Origin of the sequence: Nocardia sputorum (assembly GCF_027924405.1) — a bacterium.
Lineage (GTDB): Bacteria > Actinomycetota > Actinomycetes > Mycobacteriales > Mycobacteriaceae > Nocardia > Nocardia sputorum.
This window is the reverse complement of the sequence record NZ_AP026978.1, coordinates 2,344,761-2,368,981: the sequence shown is the minus strand read 5'-3', so window position 1 is coordinate 2,368,981 and position 24,221 is coordinate 2,344,761. Positions and strand designations below refer to the sequence as shown.

At 68.1% G+C, this 24,221-nt stretch carries 26 protein-coding genes; 9 read left to right on the top strand and 17 right to left on the bottom strand.

Going from position 1 to position 24,221, the window contains the following annotated elements:
* Positions 1-49: 49 nt before the first annotated feature.
* From QMG86_RS11000 to QMG86_RS10950, 11 genes are all read right to left on the bottom strand, one after another.
* Positions 50-751 carry a hypothetical protein gene (locus tag QMG86_RS11000; RefSeq protein ID WP_281879306.1) on the bottom strand — a complete coding sequence of 234 codons (702 nt, stop codon included), beginning with the start codon at positions 749-751 and terminating at the stop codon, positions 50-52.
* 9 nt (positions 752-760) lie between these two features.
* Positions 761-1,939, bottom strand: a complete 1,179-nt coding sequence (locus tag QMG86_RS10995) for an MCE family protein (RefSeq protein ID WP_281879304.1) — start codon at positions 1,937-1,939, stop codon at positions 761-763.
* Positions 1,936-3,069, bottom strand: coding sequence for an MCE family protein (locus tag QMG86_RS10990; protein ID WP_281879302.1), 1,134 nt, complete (start codon positions 3,067-3,069; stop codon positions 1,936-1,938). The genes QMG86_RS10995 and QMG86_RS10990 overlap by 4 nt, the downstream gene beginning before the upstream one ends.
* Positions 3,066-4,166 carry an MCE family protein gene (locus QMG86_RS10985; protein ID WP_281879301.1) on the bottom strand — a complete coding sequence of 367 codons (1,101 nt, stop codon included), beginning with the start codon at positions 4,164-4,166 and terminating at the stop codon, positions 3,066-3,068. The genes QMG86_RS10990 and QMG86_RS10985 overlap by 4 nt, the downstream gene beginning before the upstream one ends.
* Positions 4,166-5,185, bottom strand: coding sequence for an MlaD family protein (locus tag QMG86_RS10980; protein ID WP_281879300.1), 1,020 nt, complete (start codon positions 5,183-5,185; stop codon positions 4,166-4,168). Before QMG86_RS10980 ends, QMG86_RS10985 begins: the two co-directional genes overlap by 1 nt.
* A complete protein-coding gene (locus tag QMG86_RS10975; RefSeq protein ID WP_281879298.1) occupies positions 5,176-6,198 on the bottom strand; it encodes an MlaD family protein in 1,023 nt (340 codons plus the stop codon). Before QMG86_RS10975 ends, QMG86_RS10980 begins: the two co-directional genes overlap by 10 nt.
* Positions 6,195-7,646 carry an MlaD family protein gene (locus QMG86_RS10970; protein WP_281879296.1) on the bottom strand — a complete coding sequence of 484 codons (1,452 nt, stop codon included), beginning with the start codon at positions 7,644-7,646 and terminating at the stop codon, positions 6,195-6,197. Before QMG86_RS10970 ends, QMG86_RS10975 begins: the two co-directional genes overlap by 4 nt.
* An 8-nt stretch (positions 7,647-7,654) precedes the next feature.
* Entirely contained in the window at positions 7,655-8,518 is an 864-nt protein-coding gene (locus QMG86_RS10965) for an ABC transporter permease (RefSeq protein ID WP_281879295.1), read from the bottom strand.
* A gap of 2 nt (positions 8,519-8,520) precedes the next feature.
* On the bottom strand, positions 8,521-9,330 hold the full coding sequence (locus QMG86_RS10960; RefSeq protein WP_281880907.1) for an MlaE family ABC transporter permease: 810 nt from the start codon (positions 9,328-9,330) through the stop codon (positions 8,521-8,523).
* A 359-nt stretch (positions 9,331-9,689) separates the two neighbouring features.
* Positions 9,690-9,878, bottom strand: coding sequence for a hypothetical protein (locus QMG86_RS10955; protein WP_159843969.1), 189 nt, complete (start codon positions 9,876-9,878; stop codon positions 9,690-9,692).
* Positions 9,878-10,102 (bottom strand): hypothetical protein, encoded by a 225-nt coding sequence (locus tag QMG86_RS10950; RefSeq protein WP_063017990.1) that lies wholly within the window; start codon positions 10,100-10,102, stop codon positions 9,878-9,880. Before QMG86_RS10950 ends, QMG86_RS10955 begins: the two co-directional genes overlap by 1 nt.
* Positions 10,103-10,468: 366 nt before the next feature.
* On the opposite strand from QMG86_RS10950, the gene QMG86_RS10945 reads away from it, so the two are divergent.
* The 3 genes from QMG86_RS10945 to QMG86_RS10935 all read left to right on the top strand — a co-directional run bounded on the left by QMG86_RS10945 (position 10,469) and on the right by QMG86_RS10935 (position 13,971).
* The gene (locus QMG86_RS10945) at positions 10,469-11,908 is read left to right on the top strand and encodes a serine hydrolase domain-containing protein (protein WP_281879293.1); all 1,440 of its coding nucleotides are present in this window, start codon (positions 10,469-10,471) and stop codon (positions 11,906-11,908) included.
* A 13-nt stretch (positions 11,909-11,921) separates the two neighbouring features.
* On the top strand, positions 11,922-12,641 hold the full coding sequence (locus tag QMG86_RS10940) for a MerR family transcriptional regulator (protein WP_281879291.1): 720 nt from the start codon (positions 11,922-11,924) through the stop codon (positions 12,639-12,641).
* Positions 12,642-12,831: 190 nt separating this feature from the next.
* Positions 12,832-13,971 carry a DUF3089 domain-containing protein gene (locus QMG86_RS10935; protein ID WP_281879289.1) on the top strand — a complete coding sequence of 380 codons (1,140 nt, stop codon included), beginning with the start codon at positions 12,832-12,834 and terminating at the stop codon, positions 13,969-13,971.
* Positions 13,972-14,013: 42 nt separating this feature from the next.
* Here QMG86_RS10935 and QMG86_RS10930 read toward each other — a convergent pair whose 3' ends face one another.
* Positions 14,014-14,586 (bottom strand): DinB family protein, encoded by a 573-nt coding sequence (locus QMG86_RS10930; RefSeq protein WP_281879287.1) that lies wholly within the window; start codon positions 14,584-14,586, stop codon positions 14,014-14,016.
* Positions 14,587-14,648: 62 nt separating this feature from the next.
* Between QMG86_RS10930 and QMG86_RS10925 the strand changes: the two genes are divergently transcribed.
* Complete coding sequence (locus tag QMG86_RS10925; protein WP_281879285.1) at positions 14,649-15,650, top strand: helix-turn-helix transcriptional regulator; 1,002 nt, start codon at positions 14,649-14,651, stop codon at positions 15,648-15,650.
* A gap of 6 nt (positions 15,651-15,656) precedes the next feature.
* Here the strand turns inward: QMG86_RS10925 and QMG86_RS10920 are convergent, their stop codons facing one another.
* The 3 genes from QMG86_RS10920 to QMG86_RS10910 all read right to left on the bottom strand — a co-directional run bounded on the left by QMG86_RS10920 (position 15,657) and on the right by QMG86_RS10910 (position 18,592).
* A complete protein-coding gene (locus QMG86_RS10920) occupies positions 15,657-16,622 on the bottom strand; it encodes a beta-ketoacyl-[acyl-carrier-protein] synthase family protein (protein ID WP_281879284.1) in 966 nt (321 codons plus the stop codon).
* A 2-nt stretch (positions 16,623-16,624) separates the two neighbouring features.
* A complete protein-coding gene (locus QMG86_RS10915; RefSeq protein ID WP_281879282.1) occupies positions 16,625-17,674 on the bottom strand; it encodes a 3-oxoacyl-ACP synthase III family protein in 1,050 nt (349 codons plus the stop codon).
* 81 nt (positions 17,675-17,755) lie between these two features.
* Positions 17,756-18,592 carry an SDR family oxidoreductase gene (locus tag QMG86_RS10910; RefSeq protein WP_281879280.1) on the bottom strand — a complete coding sequence of 279 codons (837 nt, stop codon included), beginning with the start codon at positions 18,590-18,592 and terminating at the stop codon, positions 17,756-17,758.
* A gap of 250 nt (positions 18,593-18,842) precedes the next feature.
* Between QMG86_RS10910 and QMG86_RS10905 the strand changes: the two genes are divergently transcribed.
* On the top strand, positions 18,843-19,181 hold the full coding sequence (locus QMG86_RS10905; RefSeq protein WP_063017971.1) for an STAS domain-containing protein: 339 nt from the start codon (positions 18,843-18,845) through the stop codon (positions 19,179-19,181).
* A gap of 49 nt (positions 19,182-19,230) precedes the next feature.
* Here the strand turns inward: QMG86_RS10905 and QMG86_RS10900 are convergent, their stop codons facing one another.
* Positions 19,231-20,268: an LLM class F420-dependent oxidoreductase gene (locus tag QMG86_RS10900; RefSeq protein ID WP_281879278.1), complete on the bottom strand. Its 1,038-nt coding sequence runs from the start codon at positions 20,266-20,268 to the stop codon at positions 19,231-19,233.
* Positions 20,269-20,409: 141 nt separating this feature from the next.
* Between QMG86_RS10900 and QMG86_RS10895 the strand changes: the two genes are divergently transcribed.
* Positions 20,410-21,069 carry a cyclodeaminase/cyclohydrolase family protein gene (locus QMG86_RS10895; protein ID WP_281879275.1) on the top strand — a complete coding sequence of 220 codons (660 nt, stop codon included), beginning with the start codon at positions 20,410-20,412 and terminating at the stop codon, positions 21,067-21,069.
* A gap of 31 nt (positions 21,070-21,100) precedes the next feature.
* Here the strand turns inward: QMG86_RS10895 and QMG86_RS10890 are convergent, their stop codons facing one another.
* Positions 21,101-22,003, bottom strand: a complete 903-nt coding sequence (locus QMG86_RS10890) for an NADP-dependent oxidoreductase (RefSeq protein ID WP_281879273.1) — start codon at positions 22,001-22,003, stop codon at positions 21,101-21,103.
* 66 nt (positions 22,004-22,069) lie between these two features.
* Between QMG86_RS10890 and QMG86_RS10885 the strand changes: the two genes are divergently transcribed.
* From QMG86_RS10885 to QMG86_RS10875, 3 genes are all read left to right on the top strand, one after another.
* The gene (locus tag QMG86_RS10885; RefSeq protein WP_281879271.1) at positions 22,070-22,504 is read left to right on the top strand and encodes a winged helix-turn-helix transcriptional regulator; all 435 of its coding nucleotides are present in this window, start codon (positions 22,070-22,072) and stop codon (positions 22,502-22,504) included.
* A 201-nt stretch (positions 22,505-22,705) separates the two neighbouring features.
* On the top strand, positions 22,706-23,458 hold the full coding sequence (locus QMG86_RS10880; protein WP_281879269.1) for a L,D-transpeptidase: 753 nt from the start codon (positions 22,706-22,708) through the stop codon (positions 23,456-23,458).
* 55 nt (positions 23,459-23,513) lie between these two features.
* Positions 23,514-24,161 carry a nucleotidyltransferase domain-containing protein gene (locus tag QMG86_RS10875; RefSeq protein ID WP_281879268.1) on the top strand — a complete coding sequence of 216 codons (648 nt, stop codon included), beginning with the start codon at positions 23,514-23,516 and terminating at the stop codon, positions 24,159-24,161.
* Positions 24,162-24,221 lie beyond the last annotated feature (60 nt).

Genomic DNA, 24,221 nt, shown 5'->3' with positions numbered 1-24,221 from the left:
TTAAGCGCGTCTTCACCCTTGGATCGGCGTCATTATGTTTATAGAAATTTCAGGGCTGCGCAGGCAAAGTCAACGGCGAGTTGACCTTGTTCACCAGCCACCGGTCCCCGACCTTCTCCAAGCGCATCACCATGGACAGCTGCCCCGGCGCGGGTTTGCCCTTGGTGCCGAGACTGGTGATGGTCTGGCCGATGACCACGATCGCTTCGGCGGAGTGCTCGTCACCGGCGCGGACCGCGCACTGGACGTCGCGCGTGGCCGAGGTGACCTGGCCCTCGCCGAGCACCGCACGCAGCTCGGTGCTGGTGGACTCGAACTGTTTCTTCCAGTCGCCGGTCGCGCCGTCACCGACAGCGGCGAAGTACGCGTCGAGGTTCTTGGAGTCGTAGTTCGCCAGGATGGGCGCGTAGCGGCAGGCGGCGGCGCGCGCGTCCTCGTGCGCCGCCAGCAGATCCTTGCTGTTGTCGTTCTGCACGTACCAGTAACCGGCCGAGGCCACCGATACGCCGACGAGGACCGCGGCCGCCGAGCGCTGCACGATCGGCCCGGGGCGTCCGATCGGCAGGCGGCGCAGCCTTTCCCACCGGCCGGGGGTTTGCGCGGGCTCCGAGCCGGCGGTCACGCCGGGATCCGCGCCGCCGTCCGCGGCCGCCGTGCCGCCGGAGCCGGCTGCCACCGGGACGGCCTGCTCTTCCGGTCGCGTTGCGGGCGAGTCGGTTTCGACGGCCGGATCGACGTCTTCACTCTTCATCGGAATCTCCTAGTTGCCGGGAACCGGGCGAGACAGCTCATCGCCCCCGACGCCCGGCGGTCGGGTGGACCCGTTGTCCGGGATGTCGGGACGCGGCGCATTCGCCGAACCGCGCACCTGCAGGGCAGGATCGTTGGTGACGCAGTAGTTGTAGAGCCGGACCCTGGTGTCGGTCATCTTGTCCGTGGGCACCAGCGGGATGGTGTCGTATTCGCAGGTGGGCCGCGGCCAGATGTCGACCAGTGTGTAGAAGGCGTCGTCGTGGGCGGGTATCCCCAGCGCCTGCGATCCGACCCGCAATGCCGGAAACAGCGCCGCGATCGCCGGTGCGCGCAGCTTGGCGGCCTTGGTGATGGCGACGAAGTTCGTGACCAGGTTGGTCAGCGGGTCTTCGGTGCGGGACACGAAGCCGCCGAGTGTGCGGAGCTGGACCGGCCCTTCGTCCAAGAGATGACGGAGTTCCTGGTCCGCCGCGGTCAGCTGCTCGAACAACACCCCGCCCGTGCGGGTGAGTGTCGCGAGGTCCGGCTGCGCGTGCGACGTCGTCTCCGCGATCACTTCGAGGTTCTCGATCAGTTGCCGTGTCTGGGGAAGCAAGTCGCTCAGCCCGGCCATGGCGCGGCTGATGCCCGACACCATGTTGCGCAGCTGGTCGGGGCCGCCGGCCAGCGCCTTGTCGAGTTCGTCGACGATGACGTTCAACCGGTCCGGGTTCAGGCCCCCGATGAAGCCGCTGAGGTTGGTCAGCACCGACTGCACCGTCACCGGGACGGTGGTCTGGGACCGTTCCACCAGCGCCCCGTCGGTGAGGTAGGGGCCGGTGTCGGAATCCGGACGGAAGTCGAGGTATTGCTCGCCCGCTGCCGACAGCCGGCCCACGGCGACCGTGCCGCCCACCGGGATCTTCGCCGACGAGTCGATCTCGGCGACGGCCGCGACGCCGCTGCCCGCCACCTTCACTTCGCGGACCTTGCCCACCCGGGTACCGCGGAAGGTCACGTCGTTGCCCGCCGACAGTCCGCCCGAGGTCTGCAACTCCACCGTCACCGAGTAGTTGTTCGGCAGCGGGTTGATGCGCAGGACTTCGGCGCCGAGATACGCCGCGCCGACGATCAGCACGACGACCAATCCGAAGTTCGCGAGCGCGATGCGGCGGCGCACCAGCCATTGCCACAGCGGAGGATTCACCGCTCCCCTCCTTGCTGCTGGGGTTGCTGCGGTTGCTGGGGCGGACTGGTGACCCGCCCGATCACCTTCTCGATGACCTGTGCCAAGCTGCCGACGAACGCGGGCACGTCACCGAGCTCGGGCGGCCTGCTGCCACTGGGATCGGTCAAGGCGCCGACGCTGAGGTAGGACACCGTCGCCGCCACGGCCAGGGTGGGGCCGTCCAGGCTCGCCATCAGCCCGGGGTAGATGGTGTGCAGACCGTTCAACGTGCCGCTCAGATCGTCGCCCATCTGGGTGAAGCCGGCCATCAGCCGCTGGATGCTGTCGAACAGGCTGACCGCCTGCGGCCCGGTCGTCTCGGTGAAATCACCGAGCGCGGTCATCGTGGTCGAGACCTTGTCGAGCAGGTCGACGATGGACTGATTGTTCTCGGCCAACAGCGCCAGCAGCGCCGGGAAGGTGTCCGCGGCGTCGCCGAGTTCGGCTTTGCGCCGGGCCAATTCGCCGGTCAGCACGTTGAGGCCGGTCAAAACGTTGTCGATGTCCCCGGTGCGCTGATTGAGCGCGGCGATGACATTGGTGAGCTCGCTGAGCAGGTGTGCCAGTTGCGGCGCGCGACCGGCGAACATCGAATCCAGTTCGGAGGTGATCTTCGCGGCCTGGTTGATGCCGCCGCCGTTGATCAGCATCGAGACCGACATCATCAGCTGCTCGACGGACGCGGCGGCCGACGTGTGCTCGGTGTCGATGACGTCCCCCACGCGCAGGTTCTCCCCGCCCGGTGCGGTCGCGGGCAAGGTCATCGCCACGAAGATGTCGCCCAGCGGCGTCGCCTGACGCAGTTCCGCGGTGGTGCCCCGGGGCAGCTGGATGTCTTCCCTGATCAGCATGTCCACTTCCGCGATGAAGTTGGTCGTGCTGATCGCGGTGACGACGCCGATATCGGTGCCGCCGATCTTCACGTGGGCGTGATCGGGCAGGTTCAGCGCGTCGCGGAAGGCCGCGCGAATGGTGTAGCCGGGGGCTCCGATGCCGGGTTTCGGCATCGGCAGATTCGCCACCGTCACACTGCAGCCGGTCGCGGTGCTCATCGCCGCGACCAGCGCGGCCGCCACTGTCGTGCGCCGAAGCGCTTTCCCGCCGGTCATTTGGTGATCCCCAGAAGGGCTGCGGTGATACCGAAGTCGGGCCCGAAATCTTGCGGTTTTCCGGTGCGGCAACCATCGAGGCGCATCTGGATGCGTTCGCAGAACTGCGACACGACCTCGTTGTCGAGCAGCACCTTGTCGGTGAGCGCGTGCAGGCGCAGCGCCTGATGTTCCCGGCTGACGGCGTTGGACAGGTTCTCGAACAGCAAAGGTCCGACGTCGACGATCTCGGTGAGGCCGCGGGAGTTGGCCCGCATCTGTTCGGTGATCGTCGTGAATCGCTCCAGCGCGCCCGCGAGCTGATCGGAGTTCTCGCCGACCAGCGTGCCGGTATTGGTGACGAACTGGTCCAGCTGCCGCAGCACCGCTTGCAGACCGGGCGCCTGGTCACCCATCAGCTGCACCAATTCGGTGAGGCGGCCGCTGAAATCGCGTACGGTCTGGTCGTTCTGGGCGATGATCTGGGTGATCTCGTTGAGTTCGACGATGGTGTTCGAGATCTGGTCCTTGTTGGCGAAAGTCACTTCGAAGGCCGAGGACAAGGCGTCCAATGTCGCGCGCAGCCGGTCGCCGTTGCCGTCCAGCAGCGGGAACAGGACCCGGCTGGCCATCGGCCCGTTCTGGTCGTCGCCTTTCAGCGCGGCTCCGAGCTGGTCGAAATTCTGCAGAATGCGGTCGAGTTCGACCGGTGTCCGCGTCCTGGACAGCGGAATGTGCATGCCATCGGTGAGGGTCGGCCCGTCGCCACCGTACGCGGGGGCGAGTTCGACATGGCGGTTGGTGATCAGCTGCGGCGACACGAGAGCGGCGATCGCATCGGCCGGAACCTTGGTTCCCTTCTCCAAGCTCATGGTGACCTGGACATAACTGCCCTTGGCCGCCACGGTGTCGACCCGGCCGACCGGGACGCCCAGCACGGCGACCTCGTTGCCCGCGTAGAGCCCGGCGACATTCTCGAAATCGGCGCTGATGCGGATGCGCTCGCCGAGGTATTGCCTCGGCAGCGCGGTCAGGCTGTCGGGCACGAGCGCGCAGCTCGCGGTGACCAGCGCGGCCACGATCAGGCCGCCGACCTGCGCGAATCGTCGTGTTCTCATCAGTTGCACCCCTGTACGGCTCGGGCGAAACACAGCCAGTTGTCCGGGAAGAACCAGGGCGCCCACACGTCGCCGTACGGCCCGTTGCCGACGGCGTTGTTGAACTGCCGCAACGCGATCGGCATGTTCTCGTAGAGCCGGTCCAGGTTGTCGCGGTTCTTCTGCAAACCCTCCGACATGGTGTTCAGATCGTGGATCAGCGGCGCCAGCTGATCGTTGTTCTCCACCCCCATCTCCTGGAGCAGTCGCGACAGGGCCGCGACGTTGTCGAGTAGCTGCTTCAGCAGGTCCTGCCGCTGCCGCACCGCGTTGCCGATCGCTTCGCCGCGGGTCAGCAACAGCAGCACGCTGTTCTGATTGTCGGAGACGAGCTGGGACACCTGATCCATGCTCTTCAGCAGCGCGTCCACCTCGTCCCGGCGATCGGTGACGACTTTGGCGAGCGCGCCGATGCTGTCGAGCGCCTGGACCGCCAGCTGCGGGGAATCCCCCAGCTGCTGGTCGACCAGATCCAGCGCTTGGCGCAGTTTCTGCGGGTCGAGGCGTTCGATGCGTTCGAAGGAGTTCTTGTACTTCGGGTCCTGGATGACCTTGCTCAGGTTGTACGGCACCGAGGTGTTCTCCAACCGAATGCGGTTGCCCGGCAATCCCTTGCCGTCGCCGGGGACCAGGTCGACGTGCAATCGGCCGAGGATCGTCGACATCTCGATCGCCGCGCGCGCGTCCGCGCCCAACCGAAGATCGCGCCGGACCTTCAGGTCCACCAGGACTTTGGTGCCCTCGAGGCGCACGGAGTGCACCTCGCCGACTTCGATCCCGGAGACGTCCACCGTCGCGCCGGGACGGAGACCGGCAGCCTGGGCGAATTCGGCGTGAATCGTCTTGTCGCCCAGCCGGGCCTGGGTCAGGACACTCGATCCGATCAGCAGAGCCGCCACCGTGGCGGCCGCGATCAAGCCGAGCCGCAGGTACCGATTCCGTAGGAAACCCGGGGTCGGAAGGCGCCCGATCACCGGCACACCTCCGAGTGCGAATTGCCGCCCACCTGGGAGAACAATCCCGGCGGCAATACCACGCCCCACAACGACACGTCGAGGCTGCACAGATACGCGTTTCCGTAGGCGCCGTTGCTGGTGAAGCGGGCGACGCCGTTGAGAACGGCGGGCAGTTCGACCGCGGCCCGATCCAGGGACGCGCCGTTGAGCAACAGCAACGCGACGCCCGTGGTGGCGTCGTGCTGCGCCCCCGCCAGGCCCGGCTTGACCTGCATGATCAGCCGGGTCAGCGAGTCGGTCGTGTCTGCCACCCGGTCGACCGAGTGCTTCAAGCTCTCTCCTTGCGAGTAGAGGGCCTCCACCAGCGCCCTGGCCTGCGTGATCAACGTCTCCAGCTCGCCACTGCGGTGGGCCAGACCGCTGACCACCGAGCTGAGATTGCCCAGCACCTCCCCCAGGATCTCGTCGCGCTGCCCGAAGGTGCCCGCGAGCTCGGAGGCTTGCACGATGAGGCTGCGCAGGGACACCTGATTGCCCTGCAGCGCCTGGATCAACGTCTCCGACAGCGAATTCACCTGATCCGGCTGCAACACGCTGAACAGCGGTTCGAATCCGGACAGCAACGCGGACACGTCGAACGACGGCTCGGTGCGCTCCAAGGGGATCTGCGCACCGGCTTCGACGACGGCGCCCGCCTCCTTGCCCGGCGCCAGGGCGATATAGCGCTGGCCGATCAGGTTCTGGTAGCGCACCAGCGCCTTCGTCGTGGTGGTGAGATGCTGGCGTTCATCGATCCGGAAATCGACCTTGGCCCGGTAGCCGTCGGTGAAATCGATCTCGTCCACGCGCCCGACCCGCACGCCCGCCATCCGCACGTCGTCCCCGACGCGCAGGCCGAGCACGTCGGAGAAGATCGCCGAATAGCGGTGGGTGTCGCCGTCGACCGACCGCTGCAGAGTGGACCAGATGGTGAAGGTGAGCGCGACGGCCACCACCGCGAAGAAGCTGAAGCCCGCCAGCGCCTTGGCCGATTTCATTTGCCCCGTCCTTCGTCGTGGGCGGACACGGTGACCGACCCGCCCGCCAGTACCGGGCTCAACAGCAGGTACTGCGCCACGGTGGGTCGCGTTCCCACGATGGCCGCGACAGCATCGGATCCGCGCAGTGCGATCGGCTCGGCCCCGGTGCCGGGATTCCGCGTGGCGGGCTCGGTCGGCGCGACGGCATTCGGCGCCGGCGAGAGTCCCGGGATGGACGGCAGCCCCGGGAGGAAGGGAAGACCCGGAATCGGCGGTAGCCCGGGAAGCACCAGCCCCATCGCACCGAGGGGTGCGGGCGCCACCGGTACCGGCGGAGGTCCTGCCGCGTCGAGCCACTTCGGCATCAGTTGCGGCGGATAGTTCTGCTCCGGCGCCACCTCGGGTACCGTTGCGCCGCCGCAGCGAGGGCCGTATTGGTCGCCGTAGTGCGGGCAGTCCTTCGCCGTGTACTGCTGGAACGGCGTGAACGACACGTCCATCTTCCACACCATCTGTTTGGCCGGACCGTAGCGGAACGTGGTGGCCAGCCGTTGCAAAGCCACGTTCAGGTTCGCGGCCGTGTAGGGGATGGCTTCCGGGTCCTTGGCCAAACCGCCGAACAGATCGTCCAGCCCGGCGACGAGGAACTTGCCCGCGTCCGGATTGCGGGCGAACAGGGCGTTGACCGTATCGACCGTGGCATTCCCGGTGGCCAGCAGATCGATGAGTTTCGCTCGTCGTTCGGCCAGGGTTCGCGCGGTGGTCACCGACTCCGACAGCACTCCGACCAACTCCGGCGCCGACTGGCTCAGCGCGATCGACGCCCGCCCGAGATCTCCGAGCAGCGTGTCGACACCGGGTGTCGCCCGGATCTCCGTCAGCCAGACGTCCAGGCGCTGCACCGTCGAGCCGGGCGCGCGGGCCGCGGGATCCAGCGCCGCCGCCAGGGTGGCCAGCACCCGGCCCAATTTCTCGGGCTGGATGTTGTCGAGCACGTTGCGCAGGACGTTCAAGGTGGTTTGCAGCGCGACCGTCTCGCTGCCGGTGTCCTCCGGGATGGTCGCACCGGCGCGCAGCGTCTTCGGTTCCGGCCCGTTGTCGACGAGTTCGATCGCCGTGACGCCGAACAGATTGTTCGGGATCACCCGGGCGGTCACGTTCACCGGAATGGTCGAGGCCACCTCCGGTCGCAGGTCCACGTGCGCTTCCTGGCGAGCGCCGCGCGCCACCACGTCCACCGCGGCCACCCGGCCCACGACCATGCCGCGGAACTTGACGTCCGCCCGCCCGGGCAAGCCGTCGCCGGTGCTGGTGAGCACGACGGTCACCGGGACCTTGTCCTCGAAATAGCCGGTGTAGCGCAGCGCCAGCAGGTACAGCAGCACCGCGATCGTGGTCAGCACCGCCAGCCCGGCGAGGGTCAGCTGCCTGGCGCTCGGTCCGCGGCCACTGGGGTCCAGAATCATCGTCGGCCCTACCCCGAAATCCGGAATCCGGGATCGATGCCCCAGATGGTCAAGGTCAGAAAGAGATTCGCGAAGACCATCACGACGATCACCATCTTGATGGCACGCCCGGCCGCGACCCCGACGCCTTCCGGGCCGCCGGTGGCGACATAGCCGTAGTAGCACTGGATGAACGTCGAGAGCATCACGAACACCACGACTTTGAGCAGGGAGAAGAAGACATCCGTGCCGATCAGGAACTGGAAGAAGTAGTGGTCGTAGGTGCCGGCCGCCGTTCCGCCCAGGAACAGCACCGTGATCTTGGTGGTCAGATAGGCGGTGGCGAGACCGATGCTGTACAGCGGGATGATGGTCAGGGTCGAGGCGATCATGCGCGTGCTGATCAGGTACGGAAGCGGGCGGATGGCGATGGACTCCAGCGCGTCGATCTCCTCGGAGATCCGCATCGCGCCCAATTGAGCGGTGAACCGGCAGCCGGCCTGGATCGCGAAGGCCAAGGTCGCCAGGATCGGCGCGAGTTCCCTGGTGGTGGCGAATCCGGAGATCGCGCCGGTGAGCGGGGACATCGTGAGGAGGTTCAGCGCCGTGAACGACTCCATCCCGACGATGATGCCGCCGAACGCGCACAAGATGACGACGACGCCGATCGTGCCGCCACCGACGATGAGTGAGCCGTTGCCCCAGCCGATGTCGGCCGTCAGCCGCGCCACCTCACGGCGATAGTGCCGGAGCACGAACGGGATGGCGCCGAGAGCCTGGAAGAACGTGATGGCCTGATGCCCGAGGCGCTGGTTGGCGTGCACCGGCGCCAGCGCGGTCTTTCCGACACTGCGCAGCGGTTTCAGCGCCGGAGGTGTGTAGGTGCTCGCCATTCTCACACCACCTTCGCCGGGAACAAGGTGTTGTACAGCTGGGTGAGGATGATGTTGGTGGCGAACAACATCAGCGCGGAGCTGACCACCGCCGAGTTGACCGCGTTCGCCACGCCGCCGGGGCCGCCGTGCGCGTGCAAGCCGATGTCACAGGCGATCACCGCGGTGAGCACGCCGAAGATCGCGGCTTTGACCAAGGCGATGATCAGGTCGTTCGCCACCGCGAAGGAGGCGAACGAGCTGATGAACGAGCCCGGCGTCCCGGATTGCGCGTACACGTTGAACATGTACGCGGTCGCGAATCCGACGAAGACGACGAAGCCGCAGAGCAAGACGCTCACCAGCACCGCCGCCGCGAGCCGGGGCGCGACCAGGCGGCGCACCGGATCGACGCCCATCACCATCATCGCGTCGATCTCTTCCCGGATGGTCCGCGATCCCAGATCGGCACAGATCGCCGAGCCGACCGCACCGGCCACCATCAACGCCGACACCAAGGGCGCGCCTTGGCGGATGATGCCCAATCCCGCTACGGCGCCGATGAATGTCGTCGCGCCCACTTGGTTCACCAGAGCGCCGACCTGAATGGAGACCACGACGGCGATCGGAATGGCCACGAACACGGTCGGCGCCGCCGACACGTTGGCCATGAAGGCGCACTGCTTGATGAACTCCTGGTAGGGAAAGCGCCCGCGCACCAGTGAGACGAAGAGTTGGACGATCGCTTCGCGGCCCAAAGTGACCTGCCGGCCGAGGGTTTCCAGTGAGCGCTGGGGGTGGCGCCGCCACAACCCCGAAGCGCCGGCGATCATCTTCTCGACTTCGCCCGGTTCCGGTGGCGGTTGCTTGTCGGCCGGCGTTCGCAGCGAGGCAGTCACTGGTGGCCGTTCCTTTCGATTTCTCGTCCGCCGCGCCAGCGGCCGCCCCTTCGATGGCGCGGAGCGTGTGCAGTGTTGCACACGTCACAGACGTCATACAAGAGACAAGTGATTGACAATTTCTTTGGTCATCGAAGCGGCGAACTTCGCCTCGAGCTCGCCGAGCTTAGGGCGACACCCGTCTCGAAGTGCTCATATGAGTCGTCGATCACGTCGACACCACTTGACGATCACGCTCACAAAGTCAGTATGTAACTCTCTATTCCAACATTCATGAACGCATCGCGAGACGGTTAAGCGAGAGCTTCCAGCCACCGTTGCAGCAACACCACGAGCGCGACGAGCACCGCGCAGCCGGCCAGGAACAGGCTCAGCACTGCCACCCACAACCCGGCGCGAAGCACGGGATTCACCTTCATCTGCCCACCGAGGATCTTGACCACGATCACGAGAACGTCGATGAGCCATACCAAAGCCATCATCAGGTCATGCACACGTTCGAGAAGGTGAGCACCGGCCAGCACACGATCGATCCCAGGAACGAGATCACCAGATCGATGCCGTGCATGTCGCGCAGATGGCTGGTGTGCGTGAGCGTCCAGACCACCCCGGCCAGCCCGTAGGGAACGCCGATGATGATGAGGGTGCCGAGGAACTCGGAGACCTTCATCTCATAACCGAGTATTCGGTCGAGTCTCTTGAGCATGCGTCGATGCATCCTTTCGCTTCGATCCACGCGCCGCGTATCGACCGGCACCCGCGCCGGCGGGCAGGTGTCCAGCCGCACGGGTCAGCCGAGGGGATCCGAGCAATATGTTAGTCACTATTCTCGTGAGAATGGAAGACTTCCAGCCGAATGCACCATGATCCGTTAGATATGAGCAGGACATCGACCCATATCGGCGATGCGTTCACATCATCATGTTGACGGCGATTCTCATAGATCCAGTGAGTCCCGGTCGGTCGCCGTGGCTGGTTTAGTGCCCACAGCACGGCCGCCGCAGGTCGATCGGACCGAATTCCGCTCGCGGCCTTGACCTTGCCCCTGGGTGAAGGTTGGACGGTGGTCGGCATGAACAACAACGCACTGCGCACCCTCGAAGCCCGGATTCGCGAGCAGGTCGTCGCCCACTGCGCGTCGAATGGTGTCCCCGGCTTCGTCGCCGGGGTCTACCACGGCGGCGAGCAGATCGTGGTCGCCCACGGCACCGCCAATGCCGCCACCGGCGCACCGATGCTCGACGACACCGGGTTCCTGTTCGGCTCGGTGACCAAGGTGTTGACCACCACGCTGGTCCTCCAGCAGGTCGAGCGCGGAGGCCTCGACCTCGACGCGCCGGTGGTGCGGTACCTTCCCGAGTTCGCCCTGACCGAGCCGGGCGCGGCGGACAGAATCCTGGTCCGGCACCTGGTCTCGCACACCAACGGTATCGACGCCGACTTGTTCTTCCCCGACGCCGGGGGACGAGACGCGCTGAAGACCTATGTCGACGGCCTCGCGAGCAATTGCGGCATCCTGTTCGAACCCGGGGAGCAACTCAGCTACTCCAACGGCGGCATGATCGTCGCGGGGCGCCTGCTGGAAGTGGTGACCGGCCTGTCCTTCCCCGATCTGCTCGCGCGCGACATCTACGCGCCTGTCGGTATGACGAATTCCAGTACGTCCGCCCGGCAGGCCATCCTGCGCAGCACCGCGATCGGCCACTTCCCGGCCGCGGACATGACGATGAAGCCGACGGGCATGTTCATGCTGCCCGACACCTGGGGGCCCGCCGGCGGCACGCCGATCGGCACCGTCACCGACTTGCTCGCTTTCGGACGCACCCACCTCGCGGGCGGGGTGTCCCCTTCCGGCACGCGCGTCCTCTCGCCCGAGTCGACCGCGTCGATGCGGCAGATCGCCCACGACATGGCCACACCGAACGTCCCGCCGATGGGCCTGGGCTGGGTGCGCTACCCGTTCGGCGACACGACTGTCCTCGCGATGTCGGGCGCGTCGCCCGGCGGCGTGTCCATCCTGTGCGTCGTGCCCGAACACGACCTGGTGTTCACCGCGTTCGGCAACAACCCGGGCGCGATCATGCTGCACGACGAGATCCTGCGATGGCTGCTGAGCGAGCACCTCGGCGTCCGGATCCCCGCCCTGGTCACCGAAACCGCGCAAGATATCGATCTCACCCCTTATGTGGGCACCTACCGTTCGGATCAGCTGCGTATCGACGTCGGCGTCATCGACGGCCTGCTCGAGGAGCGGGTGACCTACGAACCGGCGGACGCGGCGCAGGAGCGCATCTTCACCGAGTTCGCGGGCGGCGCGACCGCCGCACCGCCGCAGCGCTACGTGCCGATCCGGCCCGGGCTCTTCGCGCCCGCCGGATACCCGTTGGAGACGTTCGACGGATACCTGCGGCTGCTGCTCGTCTCCTACCACGACATCCGCGACGGCCGAGCGCGTTTCCGCAACGGGGGTGGCCGCCTGGCCCGACGGGTCCCGGTAAGAAACCCCGAGTGAAAGGATGTCCGGCATGATCACGATCGGCCGGCTGGCGGAATACGCCGGAGTGACCATCAAAGCCATCCGCCACTACCACGAGCGCGGTCTGCTCGCCGAGCCCGACCGCGACTCGTCCGGCTATCGGCGCTACACCGCCGGCGACGCCATCGATCTCGTCAAGATACGGGTCCTCGCGGACGCGGGCGTACCGCTGGCCCGCATCAAGGACGTCCTCGACGCTGATCCGGAGGCGCTCACCGCGGTCGTCGCCGAGATAGACCGCGACCTCGAGGGCCGTATCGCGCGGCTGCGGCGAACCCGCGACCAACTCGCCCAGCTGCGCGGCGGCGACCGGCTCTTCGTCTCCGCGGAAGCCGCCGACCATCTCGACGATCTGCGGGCACTCGGCGTCAGCGAGCGTCAGATACGCCTCGAACGAGACGGCTGGATTCTCATGCGGACCGCCGCACCGGAGGACGCGGCCAAGTGGCTGACCGAGAAACGCGAATTCCTCGCCGACACCGAATTCCGCGCCCTTTATCTCGACCACGACGCCGCCTACGACTGGTCACCCGACGATCCTCGTCTTCCCGCCCTCGCCGACCGCACGCGCGGCTGGTTCGCGAACCGGCACAACCGATCCGAGACCGATCCGGTCGCCAACCCCGCCATGGCTCGATTGGCGGCGCAGTCCTTGCCCGGTGTTTCCTCTCCGGCGTGGCACCGCCTCGCCCGACTCGTGCAGGGCTGACCGGTGCCGCTCGCCGCCGGATGTGAGGCACACGCACGATCGCGGTCCCGGTCCGTGCGACGGCCGCTAGGCTGACGCCAACCCAGGCGCCCGGACGAGCGTTCCCGGTTCGGCACCGGTGGCCGGGTGCGGAAGCAGTGAGGTAGGCGCGATGCGAAAAAGTCGGTGGGCACGGACGATTGCGGCCGTCGTGTGTGGAATCGGGCTGTCGGCGGGCTCGTCGGTGAGCGCGGCGGCGGACCCGCTCGACGACGCCGGTGTCGTCTGGTTGTGCCGGCCGGATCGAACCGATGATCCGTGCCGAGGGAGCTCGGCGACGACCGTGCGGCGGGCCGGGCAACCCGATGTCCGCGAAGATCCCGCTGTCGCCACGGATTCCGGCGTGGACTGCTTCTATGTCTATCCGACGGCGTCCTTGGAGCCGACACCCAACTCCGGCACCGCGGTGACGCCGGAAGTGCGGGCCGTCGCGGAGCAACAGGCCGCCCGATTCTCGCAGGTGTGTCAGGTCTTCGCGCCGGTGTATCGGCAGCGGACCCTGACCGCGCTGGCGGCCGAGCGGGTCTACACCCCCGAGCAGCGCGCGGAGATGGCGCGGATCGCCTACGGGGACGTGCTGCGGGCGTGGCGTCAGTTCCTCGCGGAGCGCGAGAGCGGAAGGCCGGTCGTGCTGATCGGGCATTCGCAGGGTGCGCGCATGCTGCGCCAATTGATCCGGGAGGAGATCGAACCGCAGCAGGCGGTGCGCGACCGGATCCTGTCGGCGATCCTGCTCGGCGGCAATGTGGTGGTGCCCCGAGACGCTGACGTCGGCGGCGACTTCCGGTATCTGCCGCTGTGCCGCAGCGAGGTGCAGACGCGGTGCGTGCTCGCGTGGCAGACTTTCGGCGCGACCCCGCCGCCCGACAGCCGGTTCGGCCGCAATCCGGCGACCCCGGAGCCGCTGCCACGGCCGTACGGTCCGGACTACGAGATCGCCTGCACCAATCCGGCCTCGCTGAGCCGCAACGAAGCCCGCGTCGCGGCGACCGTACTCCGCACCGGACCGGTGCCCAGCCCACTCGGCGTCGAAGTGGCGCTGCGCCGAGGGCCGGCCGCCGTCGCCGCGCCGACGCCGTGGCTGATCCCCGCCGAGCAGTACCGGCTCCAATGCGTGCGCGACGGCGGCGCGACGGCACTGATGGCGACTCCGGAACCGGGCAGTCCGCAGCTGTATCCCGTCCCGGACGCCACATGGGGCCTGCACCTGACCGACGTGGAGATCGCACTGGGCGATCTCGTGCGCATCGTGGCATCCCAGAGCAGCGTCCCTCGGGCAGCGCACCGCTGAACAGAGCGAAACCCCTGCGATCCGAGTAGCCCGGAAAGGGGTCTACCGCTGCCGCCTGGTGTGCAGGTAGAGATCGCGCAGCAGACACACCTCGGACAGGTGGTGGATCAGCTCACGGTGGATGTGCAGCACCAGATCGGCCATCGGCGCCTCGGGAAAGGGCTCCTTCGGTCCGATCGGGACGTGGAGTCCGTCCTCGCCGAGACCGCGCACTCCGGCCAGCCAGGCGTCGAGCTGCCCGTCGAGCTGGTCCAGCGCGGTGGCCGCATCACCGGCGTATTCCCAGGTCTCGTACGACGCGGCGGGCGCGCCGAAGTGGGCCGCGTTGCGCGCGGCCAGCACGCCGACGATGACGTGACCGAGCCGCCAGGCGATCGTGGTGAACGGCGCGGGCACCGGCGTAGGGAAGGCGTAATCGATCGTGAAGTCCCCCGAACCGGCCTGCATCTGCGCCGTCGAGCTGCCGCGCGGCCGCACGCTCCAGGTGTCCGGCACCGGCTCCCAGAAGTACTCGTCGTCGGTGAGGCCGCGGAGCCGGTCGCGCAGCTGATGGTTCCAGTGCGCCTCCCACTGCTCGCGCAGCGTCCTGTTCCAGTCGAGCTGGTCTGTGTCCATGCCCGTCACCCTGGCACACCCAGCGGACAGAATCGGTCCGCTATTTCTGGCAGGCTGGCGACATGAGCGCGGCGAGCGGCGAGGAGCGGGGCACCACGGAACGGGTGCTCACCTTGCTCGGGCTGCTCCAGCAGCGCCAGGTCTGGACCGGTCCGGAACTCGCCGAACGGCTCGGGGTCACCGCGCGCACGGTACGCCGCGATGTCGAGCGCCTGCGCGCGCTCGGTTATCCGGTGCACGCCTGCCAAGGCGTCGGCGGCGGCTACCGCCTCGGCCCCGGGCAGGACCTGCCGCCCCTGCTGCTCGACGACGAGGAGGCGATCGTCACCGCGGTCTCGCTGCTGGTGGGCGCGGGTGGCGCGGTCGCGGGCGCAGGCGACGCCGCACTCCGGGCGCTGGCCAAGCTGGACCGGGTACTGCCCACCCGATTGCGGCACGAAGTACACGCCCTCTCCGGCTCGGTGGAGTCCTTCGGCGCAGAACGCACGCCGGTCGATCCCGATGTCCTGATGACGCTGGCCCGAGCCTGCCGCGACGAGGTCGAGGCCGGTTTCGGCTACCCCGCCGGGAGCACGGTGCGACCACGGCGGGTCGAGCCGTACCGTCTGGTCGCCTCCGACCGGCGCTGGTATCTGCTGGCCTTCGACCTCGATCGCGACGATTGGCGCAGCTTCCGCGTCGACCGGATGACCGACGTGTCGGCACGGACGTGGCGCTTCCGCCCGCGCGCGGCGCCCGAGGCGGCGGCGTACGTGCAGGAGGGTGTGGCGAGCCGGGTCTATCCGAACCGGGCCCGCTTTCTGGTGCACGCCTCCGCCGACACGGTGCGCGCGCAGATCCCGGCCTCGGCCGCCGTCGTACGGCCGCGCGGCGGCGACCGATGCGAGGTCCTCAGCGGCGCCGCCGACAGCCTCGACTTCGTGCTCATGCACATGGCGCTGCTGGGGCACGCCTTCGAGATACTCGAACCTCCGGAACTCGGGCCACGCAGTCGCGCGCTGGCACAGCGACTGCTGTCGGCCGGTGCGACGATCGCACCGCTGCCGCACCTCGAGGAGTCGTGAGCCCGCTTACCGTCGGACGAGCGCATCCGGCTCGGCGCCGGAACTCGCCGCTGTCCCGGTATCCGCGGCCAGGCATTCCTTGTGCGGCGCAGGCCGCGGTTTGTAGGCGATACATGCTGCCGAAGCCTCGTCCACGGTCAGGAAGACCATGGTGGTATCGGGATCGAAGCCCCCATCCAGTGCGTGCAGGTAGGCGTGCACCGGACCCGCGGTGTACGGATCTCCCACGGAGGCGTCGAAACCCACGACCGACCACTCCGGGAGGGACAGCGCGCCCGCCAAACGGACGCGGAATCCGGCTGCCGCGTCCGGCACAAGCAGCAGAGCCTGCCCCGCCGCGAAGTGACCGCCGTCCAGCCCCTCCTCGGCCAAGCAGGCACGCACTACCGCGGCCGCCGCATCCACCCGGTCCTCCGCCCCGGTGCGGACGCACATGGCGTTGCGTCCGTCGGCCCCTGCTTCGTCCAGCGCAACCCAGGCGATCGGATCGGCCGGGCCGGTGGTGTCGCGGGTGTGCAGCCGCCCGAATCCACCTGCGGGCGCGGTCGCGAGCAACAGGGCGGCGCCACTGGCGCTGTACGGGAAATCGGCGACGTCGCGCTCGGTCGACGGGTGGGTGTCGCCCGCGACGAGCAACGCGTACTTCACCATGCCGGTGGCGAGGACAGCGTCGGCGGTCGCGATGGCGTGCAGCAGACCGGAGGCGCCGTGCATCAGGTCGAAGGAGAAGACCGGGGTGCGCCCGGGCGCGTAGGACAGCCCGAGCCCGATCCGCTTCTGCAGGAGCGCGGCCACCGCCGGCTCGGAGATGTTGCTGTCCCGGAAGACGCCCGCGTTGACCAGCATCCCGATCTCGTCGAGGCCGACCTCCGCGCGCTCGACGCAGGTCCGCGCCGCCCGCGTGGCCAGTTCGAGATAGCTGCCGGTATCGAGGTCGCGGTTCGCCGCGGCCGCGACGATCGTCGTCGCCATGCTCATGCCTCCAGACGCGAGATGGTCGCGGCCAAATACCCCGAGACGATGCCGGACGCCGCCGGGATCATGAGGATCTTCGATCCGCGCGGGATCTTCTGTTGGGCGAGATGCTCGTGCAGGACCAGGAAGTGGGAGGTCGAGGCGGTATTGCCGTAGTCGCGCAGGACGTTGAGCGCTTGCGGCATCGGCGTGCCGAAATGCCGTTCGGTCAGGTCCGAGATGTATTCGATGGCGGGCGCGCTGAATTGGTGGTGGATCCAGTAGTCGTATTTCTCGCTCTCCCAGGTGCGCCCGGTCTCGGCGAGGAAGTCGGCCATGCGGTTGATGCCCTGCCGGTAGCGGGCTTCGTTCTGCATGGCTCGGTTGTCGGTGTACATCGCGATCCCGCCGGTGCGGTCGCTGGGCATGCCGAGGCAGTGCTCGGCGCCGTCGGCCGAGGTCATCAGCTCGACGTAGTGCAGTTCGTCGTTGTCGTCGCCGCGGTCGTCGAGCACGACCGCGACCGCCGCGTCCCCCACCGTCAGCGCCGCGAACTGCGGATCGTAGGGCTCGCTGATCTCGCGCAGCGCTGTCTCGGCGATCGGCGTGATCTGCTCCCCGCTCACCACCATGCCGTTGCGCACGGCACCGGCCTTGATCATGCGGTCGAGCACCAGCACGCCGGTGATCATCCCGGCGCAGGCGTTCGAGACGTCGAAGTGCCGTGCCGCCTTCGTGCCGATCGCATTGCCCAGCATGAGCGCGAAAGACGGTGCGTAACAGAAGATTCCCGCGCCGCGGGTGCGCGTGATCGAGGCCGAGATGACGACGTCCAGCTCGTCGGCCCGGTAGCCGGAATGCCGCAGACAGTCCTCGATCGCGCGCAACGCCAGCTCGAACGATGATTCGTACCGATCCGGATCCGAGTCGTACACCCGCCGATTCCGGATACCGGTGATGCGCTCCAGATCCAGCGTCCTCGGCACGGACAGCGCGGCGATCAGATCTTCGGTGGAGCGGACGGTCGTCGGCGTGTACGCGCCGATCGACTCGAAACGAGTACGAAGCATGGTCCCCTGCTTTCCGCTTCAGACGGCGACGATGGTCGTGTGGTGCGCCGCGACTACGTTGTCGCGGGTCGTGCGTGCGCCCTACCCCGTCAGCCCGACCAGGCTCGCGCTGACCTCACACAGCTGCTGTCCGAGTGCGTCGTCCTGCGCCAGACGCGACGGTGTCTTGACGCGGTTCTTCTGGAAGTAGCAGCCGCTGACCGTGGCGACTTCGGGATCCGTGGCCAGGTAGGTCAGCGCCCGGCCGCCCTCGGCGGCGGAGATCATGAACAGCCGCTTGGCGAGCGCTACGAAGGGTTGACCGAACCACGGCATGGAGTCCCAGATCCCGGTCGCCACGGCGCCTGGATGGAAGGCGTTGACCGTTACTCCAGTTCCTGCCAGACGCCGTGCCAGCGCCCGGGCGTAGAGGACATTCGCCAGTTTGGAGCGGCTGTACGCCTTCTCTCCCGAATATCCCTGCCGGAAGCCCACATCGGTGAGATCCATGGTGGCGCCGAACTGCATGACCGACGAGGTGAACACGATGCGCGACGGGGCGCTGCGCACCATCAAATCCGTCAGCAGTTCGGTGAGCAGGAAACCACCGAGATGGTTGACCGCGAACGTGCTCTCGATTCCGTCCACGGTCTCCGTCCGGGTCTCGTGGTAGCCGCCCGCGTTGTTGGCCAGCACGTCCAACCGGTCGTACCCGGCCAGCACCTGCTTCGCCAGCTGCCGGACCGACGCCTGCGACGCGAAATCACACTCCAGGGTGTCGACGCCCGCCGCCCCCGCGCACCGCACCAGCTCCGCCGCCTCGGCGAGCTTCCGCGGATTCCGCCCGACCAGGACGAGCCGATTGCCCTGCGCCGCCAGCTGCCGAGCCGATTGGAGACCGATACCCGATGTCGCCCCCGTGATCAGGATTGTCCGCACAGCCGAACACCCTGCCACAGAAGTTTCCTAACAGATTGCTGACACGAGCCACCCGGACCAGATTTCCGCCGGTCGGCAGGCGTAACCCCGGCTACGGAGGGCACGGGCGCCTGCGCGACCTCCGCTCGGTTCACGTCCCGGAGGTATTGTTCGAGTCTGTGAACACTACGAGGTTGCGGATTCTCTGCTATTTGTGTGGGGTGGTGGGGTGACCAATACTTCCGGAGACGCGTATCCCCTCGCGGACACGATGACCACCACGGTCGCGGCGCACGACGGCGCGACGGTGCTGACGGTGGCCGGCGAGGTCGATCTGGCGACCGCCCCTGCGCTGGAGAACGCGATCGATGCCATCCTCAGCGGCAAACCCGCGGCGCTGATCATCGACCTCACCTCGGTCAGCTTCCTCGCCTCGGCGGGCATGGCGACGCTCGTGGCGGCCCACCAGCGCGCGGGCTCGACCACCGCGATCGCCGTCGTGGCCGAGGGCCCGGCAACCAGCAGGCAGCTGAAGATGACCAGCCTGGATCAGGTGTTCGCGCTGCATTCGACGCTGGACGCCGCGCTGGCGGCGCTGCGCCAGAGATGACCCGTGCCGCTGCCGCCGTCGCACCCGTCGACGGCGGCAGCGCCTTTTCTCACACCAGTTCGCGCAGCTGTTCGATCAGCTTGACGCGCTCGGCGGCGGTCGCCGCCATCGGCACCACGTTCAGCACGGTGACGCCCGCCTCCCGGAAGGCCGCGATCCGCTCCTTGACGTAGCCGGCCGGGCCGACCAGGGAGATGTCCCGGACGAGCTGGTCCGGCACCGCCTTCGTCGCGGCCTCCTTCTCACCCGCCAGGTACAGCTCCTGAATGCGATCGGCCTCGGCGCCGTAGCCGTACTTCGTGGCCAGGGTGTGGTAGAAGTTCTTGCCTTTGGCGCCCATGCCGCCGATGTACAACGCCAGGTGCGGCTTCACGAACTCCAGCAGCGGTTCGACGTGGTCTCCGATGGCCAGGGCCGGGCCCGCGTACACGTCCAGGTCGCCGAGGGCGGGGTCACGCTTGGCGAGCCCGGCGGTGAGCGAGTCCGCCCACACGTCCTTCGCCTTCTCGGGCAGGAAGAAGATCGGCTGCCAGCCCTCCGCGATCTCGGCGGCCAGTTCCACGTTCTTCGGGCCGAGCGCGGCCAGCAACACCGGGATCCGCTCGCGCACCGGGTGGTTGATCAGCTTGAGCGGCTTGCCCAGGCCGGTGCCCTGCCCGGCGGGCAGCGGGATCTGGTAGTACTTGCCCTGGTATTCCAGGCGCTCACGCCGCCAGACCTTCCGGCAGATCTCCACCAGTTCCCGGGTGCGGCCGATCGGCGCGTCGTAGGGCACGCCGTGGAAGCCCTCGATCACCTGCGGACCCGACGCACCCAGCCCGAGCACATAGCGTCCGTCGGAGACGAAGTCCAGGCCCGCCGCGGTCATGGCGGTCAGGCTCGGGGTGCGCGTGTAGAGCTGCAGGATGCCGGAGGCCAGCTGCAGGCGCGTGGTCTTGGCGGCCAGGTAACCGAGCGCGCTCACCGCGTCGAACGAGTACGCCTCGGGCACGAACACGATGTCCAGGCCCGCCCGCTCGAGGTCGGCGACTTCGGCCGCCGCCTCTTTGAAGCCCCCCGAGTAGTTGATGCTCAATCCGATCCGCATGGCACTCAACATAACGGCGGGTACGCCCGGGCCGCGCACCGGCCACGGGGGAACGCCCGGCACGGCATGGTCGCGGCCAGGCGCCACGGGGTAGCGTCTACTCGTAGTCCTCCTCGCCGATGAACGAAAGGCAACCTCCTCGTGTCGCAGCCCAGCTCGTCGTCCACGGAAACTGCGCCGTCCTTCGGCGGGGCCGCCTTGGCGCAGTACCTGAGCGATCTGGCCGCCAAGATTCCCGCACCGGGCGGCGGTGCGGTGGCCGCGCTGCACGCCGCCCAGGCCGCCGCGCTCGTCGCGATGGTCGCGCGTTACACCACCCGCGCCAAGGACGCCGAGAACCGGCCGGTGGTCGATCGGATCATCGAGGCGGCCGACGCGGCCCGCGAGCGCGCTCTCGCGCTCGCGGACGCCGACGCCGCCGCGTTCACGGCCGTCGGCGCCGCCTACAAGCTGCCCAAGGACACTCCGGAGGAGCTCGCCGCCCGCACCGCGGCGATCAATGCCGCGCTGATCGAGGCCGCCCGCGTGCCCGCCGCCGTCGTCGACGAGGCGGACGAGGTGCTCTCGCTGGCCACGGAGCTGTTCCCGATCGGGAATCCGAACGTCGTCACCGACATCGGCGCGGCCGCCGACGCCTGCCGAGCCGCCGCGACCAGTTCGCAGCTCAACATCGAGATCAACGTGGCCTCGCTGCCCGCCGCCGAGGGCGACCGGTTCGCCGCGGTGCTGCTGCGGATCGACGGGCTCACCGCGCGAGCGGACGCCCTGCACGCCGACGTCGTGCACGCCGTTCGGCGATGACCACGCCCGCGCCGAGCGCGGCTGGGCGCGTTCAGGCGGGCGGATCCCAGGCGACCAGCACGATCTTGCCGCGCACCCGCCCCGCTTCGCTGAGCTCGTGCGCCTTCGCCGCTTCCGGGAGCGGCAGGATCCGATCGATCGTCACGCGCAGCAGACCGCGCTCGACCATCGTGGTGATCTCGCGCAGTGACGTCCCGGACGGCTCGACGTAGAACCGCTCGTAACGGGGGTCTGCCTCCGCGTCCGAGCCCTGGGTGTCGATCAGCCGGCCGTCGGGACGCAACACCGCGAGCGAACGCGAACCGTACGCGCCGCCGACCAGGTCGAGCACGATGTCCACGTCGCGCACCGCGGCGGCGAAATCCGTTGCGGTGTAGTCGATGACCTCGTCGGCCCCGAGCCCGCGCAGATACTCGTGGTTGACCGCGCGCGCCGTGCCGATCACGTACGCTCCGCGATGCCGGGCTATCTGCACCGCCAGATGCCCGACGCCGCCCGCGGCCGCGTGCACCAGCACCCGCTGCCCGGCGCCGAGCGCGGCCAGCGCCTGCCACGCGGTCAGCGCGGCCGTCGGCAGCGCCGCGGCATGCGCCAGGTCGATGTTCCCCGGCTTCGGCGCCAGCGTCCGCGCTTGCGCCACGACGTATTCCGCGTTCGCGCCGCCGAACACCATGCCGTAGACCGGATCACCCACCGCGAACCGGTCGGCACCGGGCCCGAGTTCGGCCACGACGCCCGACACGTCGAGCCCGAGCGTCAGCGGTGGATCGCCGAGCTTCCCGAGCAGCCCGGCGCGTACCTTCCAGTCGGCGGCGTTGACGCTGGTCGCGGCGACCCGGACCAGCACCTCCCCGGGACCGGGCCGTGGCCGATCCACCTCGGCCACTTGGAGTACTTCCGGGCCACCGAACGTGTATTGCGTGATTGCGCGCATGCACCGATTCTGACCAGCGATGGTATCTTTCGGAAAGAAGGCACCTTCTTGATACCGAGGTTCCCGATGGATACTGCCTGCGCACCGCCCGCGGCCGACGGCCTGGTAGAGAACTACCTCCACCACTGCCCCGCACGAGAAGTACTGACCGTCCTCGCCGACAAGTGGGTGATGCTGGTACTCGCCGTGCTACGTGACCACGACCGGCCGATCCGCTTCAACGAGTTGCGCCGCCGCCTGGACGGCATCACACAGAAGATGCTCACCCGCACACTGCGCGACCTGGAGCGCGAGGGTATGGTGCGCCGCGCGGTCTACCCCACGGTGCCGCCACGAGTGGAGTACTCGCTCACCGAAATGGGCGCGAGCATCGGCGCGATCACCCACGCCATGGGCGTGTGGGCTGTCGAGAACCAGGACCGAATCGTGGCCGCCCGAGCGGCATTCGACGCGCGTAAGGCGGCCGCACCGCAACCGCTGCCCACCGATGCCGCGCGCTGACCGGATTGTCCGGCTCCACCGGCGGCGAGCCCGAGTGGAGCGCCCCCGTTTCGTCCGCATCCGCCCGGGTATGCGGTCTCTGGTGGGCGCGCGTCCCCGATCACAACCGGACCGCGGACCGGTTCGCTTCGTGTGGCCGAGTTGATCATGGGGACCTAAACTGTTCCTTGCCTACCACACCATTTCGAAGGGGTGGACGCCATGAGGAGCGCCATTCGGTACCTGTTCCTCGCGACCGTGATCGCGGCACTGGCCGCGTTCGGGTCGGGCGCGGCGGCAGCGACGATGATCGGAAAGCCATCGACGCCTCGGGTGGCGTCGATCGGACCGTCGAACGGCCAGGTGGTGGGCGTGGCTCATCCCGTGACCATTCGTTTCACCGCACCTGTCACGGATCGCGCCCAGACGGAACAATCCATCGACATCAGAACGACCCGCCCGTTGCCGGGCACATTCGCGTGGACCGACGACCGCGAAGCGGTGTGGACGCCGTCCGGGTTCCTGCCCGCCGACGCCACCATCCTCGTGTCGGTCGGTAGCACGCGCACGGAATTCCGCACCAACGCAGGCGTGTTCGGCGAGGCGAACATGTCGGCGCACACGTTCACGCTGACCGTAGGCGGCACCGTCGTCCGGACGATGCCCGCCTCGATGGGCAAGCCGGGATACGAGACGCCGACCGGCACCTATCCGGTGCTCGAGAAGTTCCGTTCCGTCGTGTTCGACTCCCGCACCATCGGCATTCCGCTGAGCTCACCCGAGGGCTACGTCATCAACGGCGAGTTCGCCGAACGGCTCACGTGGGGAGGCGTTTTCATTCATTCCGCCCCGTGGTCGGTGGACCAGCAGGGTTATGCGAATGTCAGCCACGGCTGCATCAACCTCGCCCCCGACGACGCCGAATGGGTCTATCACACGATCGGCATCGGCGACCCGGTCGTCACGCACTGGTGAGCGGCGCCCTCCCGCGGGTAGTGTCGGCAGACGTACTCGAGGGGAGGGGCCATCGTTGCGCGAGTTCCCGATCCCGCCGCCGCGTGACGCGGAAGCGGTTGAGTTCCAGGACCTTTGGGGCGCTTGGGCTTTGGTCACGCCCGTCGATGTCGCCGAGATCCTCGGCGACATCGACGCTCCGTGGTGGATCGCCGGTGGCTGGGCGATCGACGCCTGGACCGGAACCCGGCGCGAGCACAGTGATGTCGACGCGTCGATGTTCCGCAGCGATCTGCCCGCTCTGCGCGCCGCGGCGCGCGGCCGCCTGCATATCTGGGCGGCGGGCTCGGACGGCATCCGCCCCGTCGACGACCGCTTGCCCGATTTGCCCGAAAGTGCCGATGGCGTCTGGCTGCGAGCCGATGCCCGCTCCCCTTGGCTGATCGATCTCCTGCTGAATCCCGATCGGCACGGACAATGGGTCAACCGGCGCGATCCCACCATGGCCGCGCCGCTCGACGAGGTGACCTGGATCGCCGGCGACGGCATCCGCTACCTCAACCCGGAGCTCGTCCTGATCTTCAAGGCCAAGCAGGGCAGGCCGAAAGACCGCGTCGACCTGGAGCGAACCTGGCCGGAATTGAACGCCGGCCAGCGCGCGGCGGTGCGTAACTACCTGTCCGACCACTATCCCGAGCACGAATGGCTGCCGCTCCTCCAGTGAGGCGGGCCGACGGTATCCGAGCGATCGGACCGCCGAGATCGGCGTGGCACGTTGGCTGAG

Coding starts and splice junctions, on each gene's coding strand:
- QMG86_RS10930 (WP_281879287.1), bottom strand. CDS start 14,586: ATGGACACAGACCAGCTCGACTGGAACAGGACGCTGCGCGAGCAGTGG.
- QMG86_RS10960 (WP_281880907.1), bottom strand. CDS start 9,330: ATGATCGCCGGCGCTTCGGGGTTGTGGCGGCGCCACCCCCAGCGCTCA.
- QMG86_RS10940 (WP_281879291.1), top strand. CDS start 11,922: ATGATCACGATCGGCCGGCTGGCGGAATACGCCGGAGTGACCATCAAA.
- QMG86_RS10880 (WP_281879269.1), top strand. CDS start 22,706: ATGAGGAGCGCCATTCGGTACCTGTTCCTCGCGACCGTGATCGCGGCA.
- QMG86_RS10970 (WP_281879296.1), bottom strand. CDS start 7,646: ATGATTCTGGACCCCAGTGGCCGCGGACCGAGCGCCAGGCAGCTGACC.
- QMG86_RS10985 (WP_281879301.1), bottom strand. CDS start 4,166: ATGAGAACACGACGATTCGCGCAGGTCGGCGGCCTGATCGTGGCCGCG.
- QMG86_RS10950 (WP_063017990.1), bottom strand. CDS start 10,102: ATGCTCAAGAGACTCGACCGAATACTCGGTTATGAGATGAAGGTCTCC.
- QMG86_RS10900 (WP_281879278.1), bottom strand. CDS start 20,268: ATGCGGATCGGATTGAGCATCAACTACTCGGGGGGCTTCAAAGAGGCG.
- QMG86_RS10955 (WP_159843969.1), bottom strand. CDS start 9,878: ATGATGGCTTTGGTATGGCTCATCGACGTTCTCGTGATCGTGGTCAAG.
- QMG86_RS10925 (WP_281879285.1), top strand. CDS start 14,649: ATGAGCGCGGCGAGCGGCGAGGAGCGGGGCACCACGGAACGGGTGCTC.
- QMG86_RS10915 (WP_281879282.1), bottom strand. CDS start 17,674: ATGCTTCGTACTCGTTTCGAGTCGATCGGCGCGTACACGCCGACGACC.
- QMG86_RS11000 (WP_281879306.1), bottom strand. CDS start 751: ATGAAGAGTGAAGACGTCGATCCGGCCGTCGAAACCGACTCGCCCGCA.
- QMG86_RS10975 (WP_281879298.1), bottom strand. CDS start 6,198: ATGAAATCGGCCAAGGCGCTGGCGGGCTTCAGCTTCTTCGCGGTGGTG.
- QMG86_RS10965 (WP_281879295.1), bottom strand. CDS start 8,518: ATGGCGAGCACCTACACACCTCCGGCGCTGAAACCGCTGCGCAGTGTC.
- QMG86_RS10920 (WP_281879284.1), bottom strand. CDS start 16,622: ATGGCGACGACGATCGTCGCGGCCGCGGCGAACCGCGACCTCGATACC.
- QMG86_RS10990 (WP_281879302.1), bottom strand. CDS start 3,069: ATGACCGGCGGGAAAGCGCTTCGGCGCACGACAGTGGCGGCCGCGCTG.
- QMG86_RS10885 (WP_281879271.1), top strand. CDS start 22,070: ATGGATACTGCCTGCGCACCGCCCGCGGCCGACGGCCTGGTAGAGAAC.
- QMG86_RS10905 (WP_063017971.1), top strand. CDS start 18,843: ATGACCACCACGGTCGCGGCGCACGACGGCGCGACGGTGCTGACGGTG.
- QMG86_RS10890 (WP_281879273.1), bottom strand. CDS start 22,003: ATGCGCGCAATCACGCAATACACGTTCGGTGGCCCGGAAGTACTCCAA.
- QMG86_RS10945 (WP_281879293.1), top strand. CDS start 10,469: ATGAACAACAACGCACTGCGCACCCTCGAAGCCCGGATTCGCGAGCAG.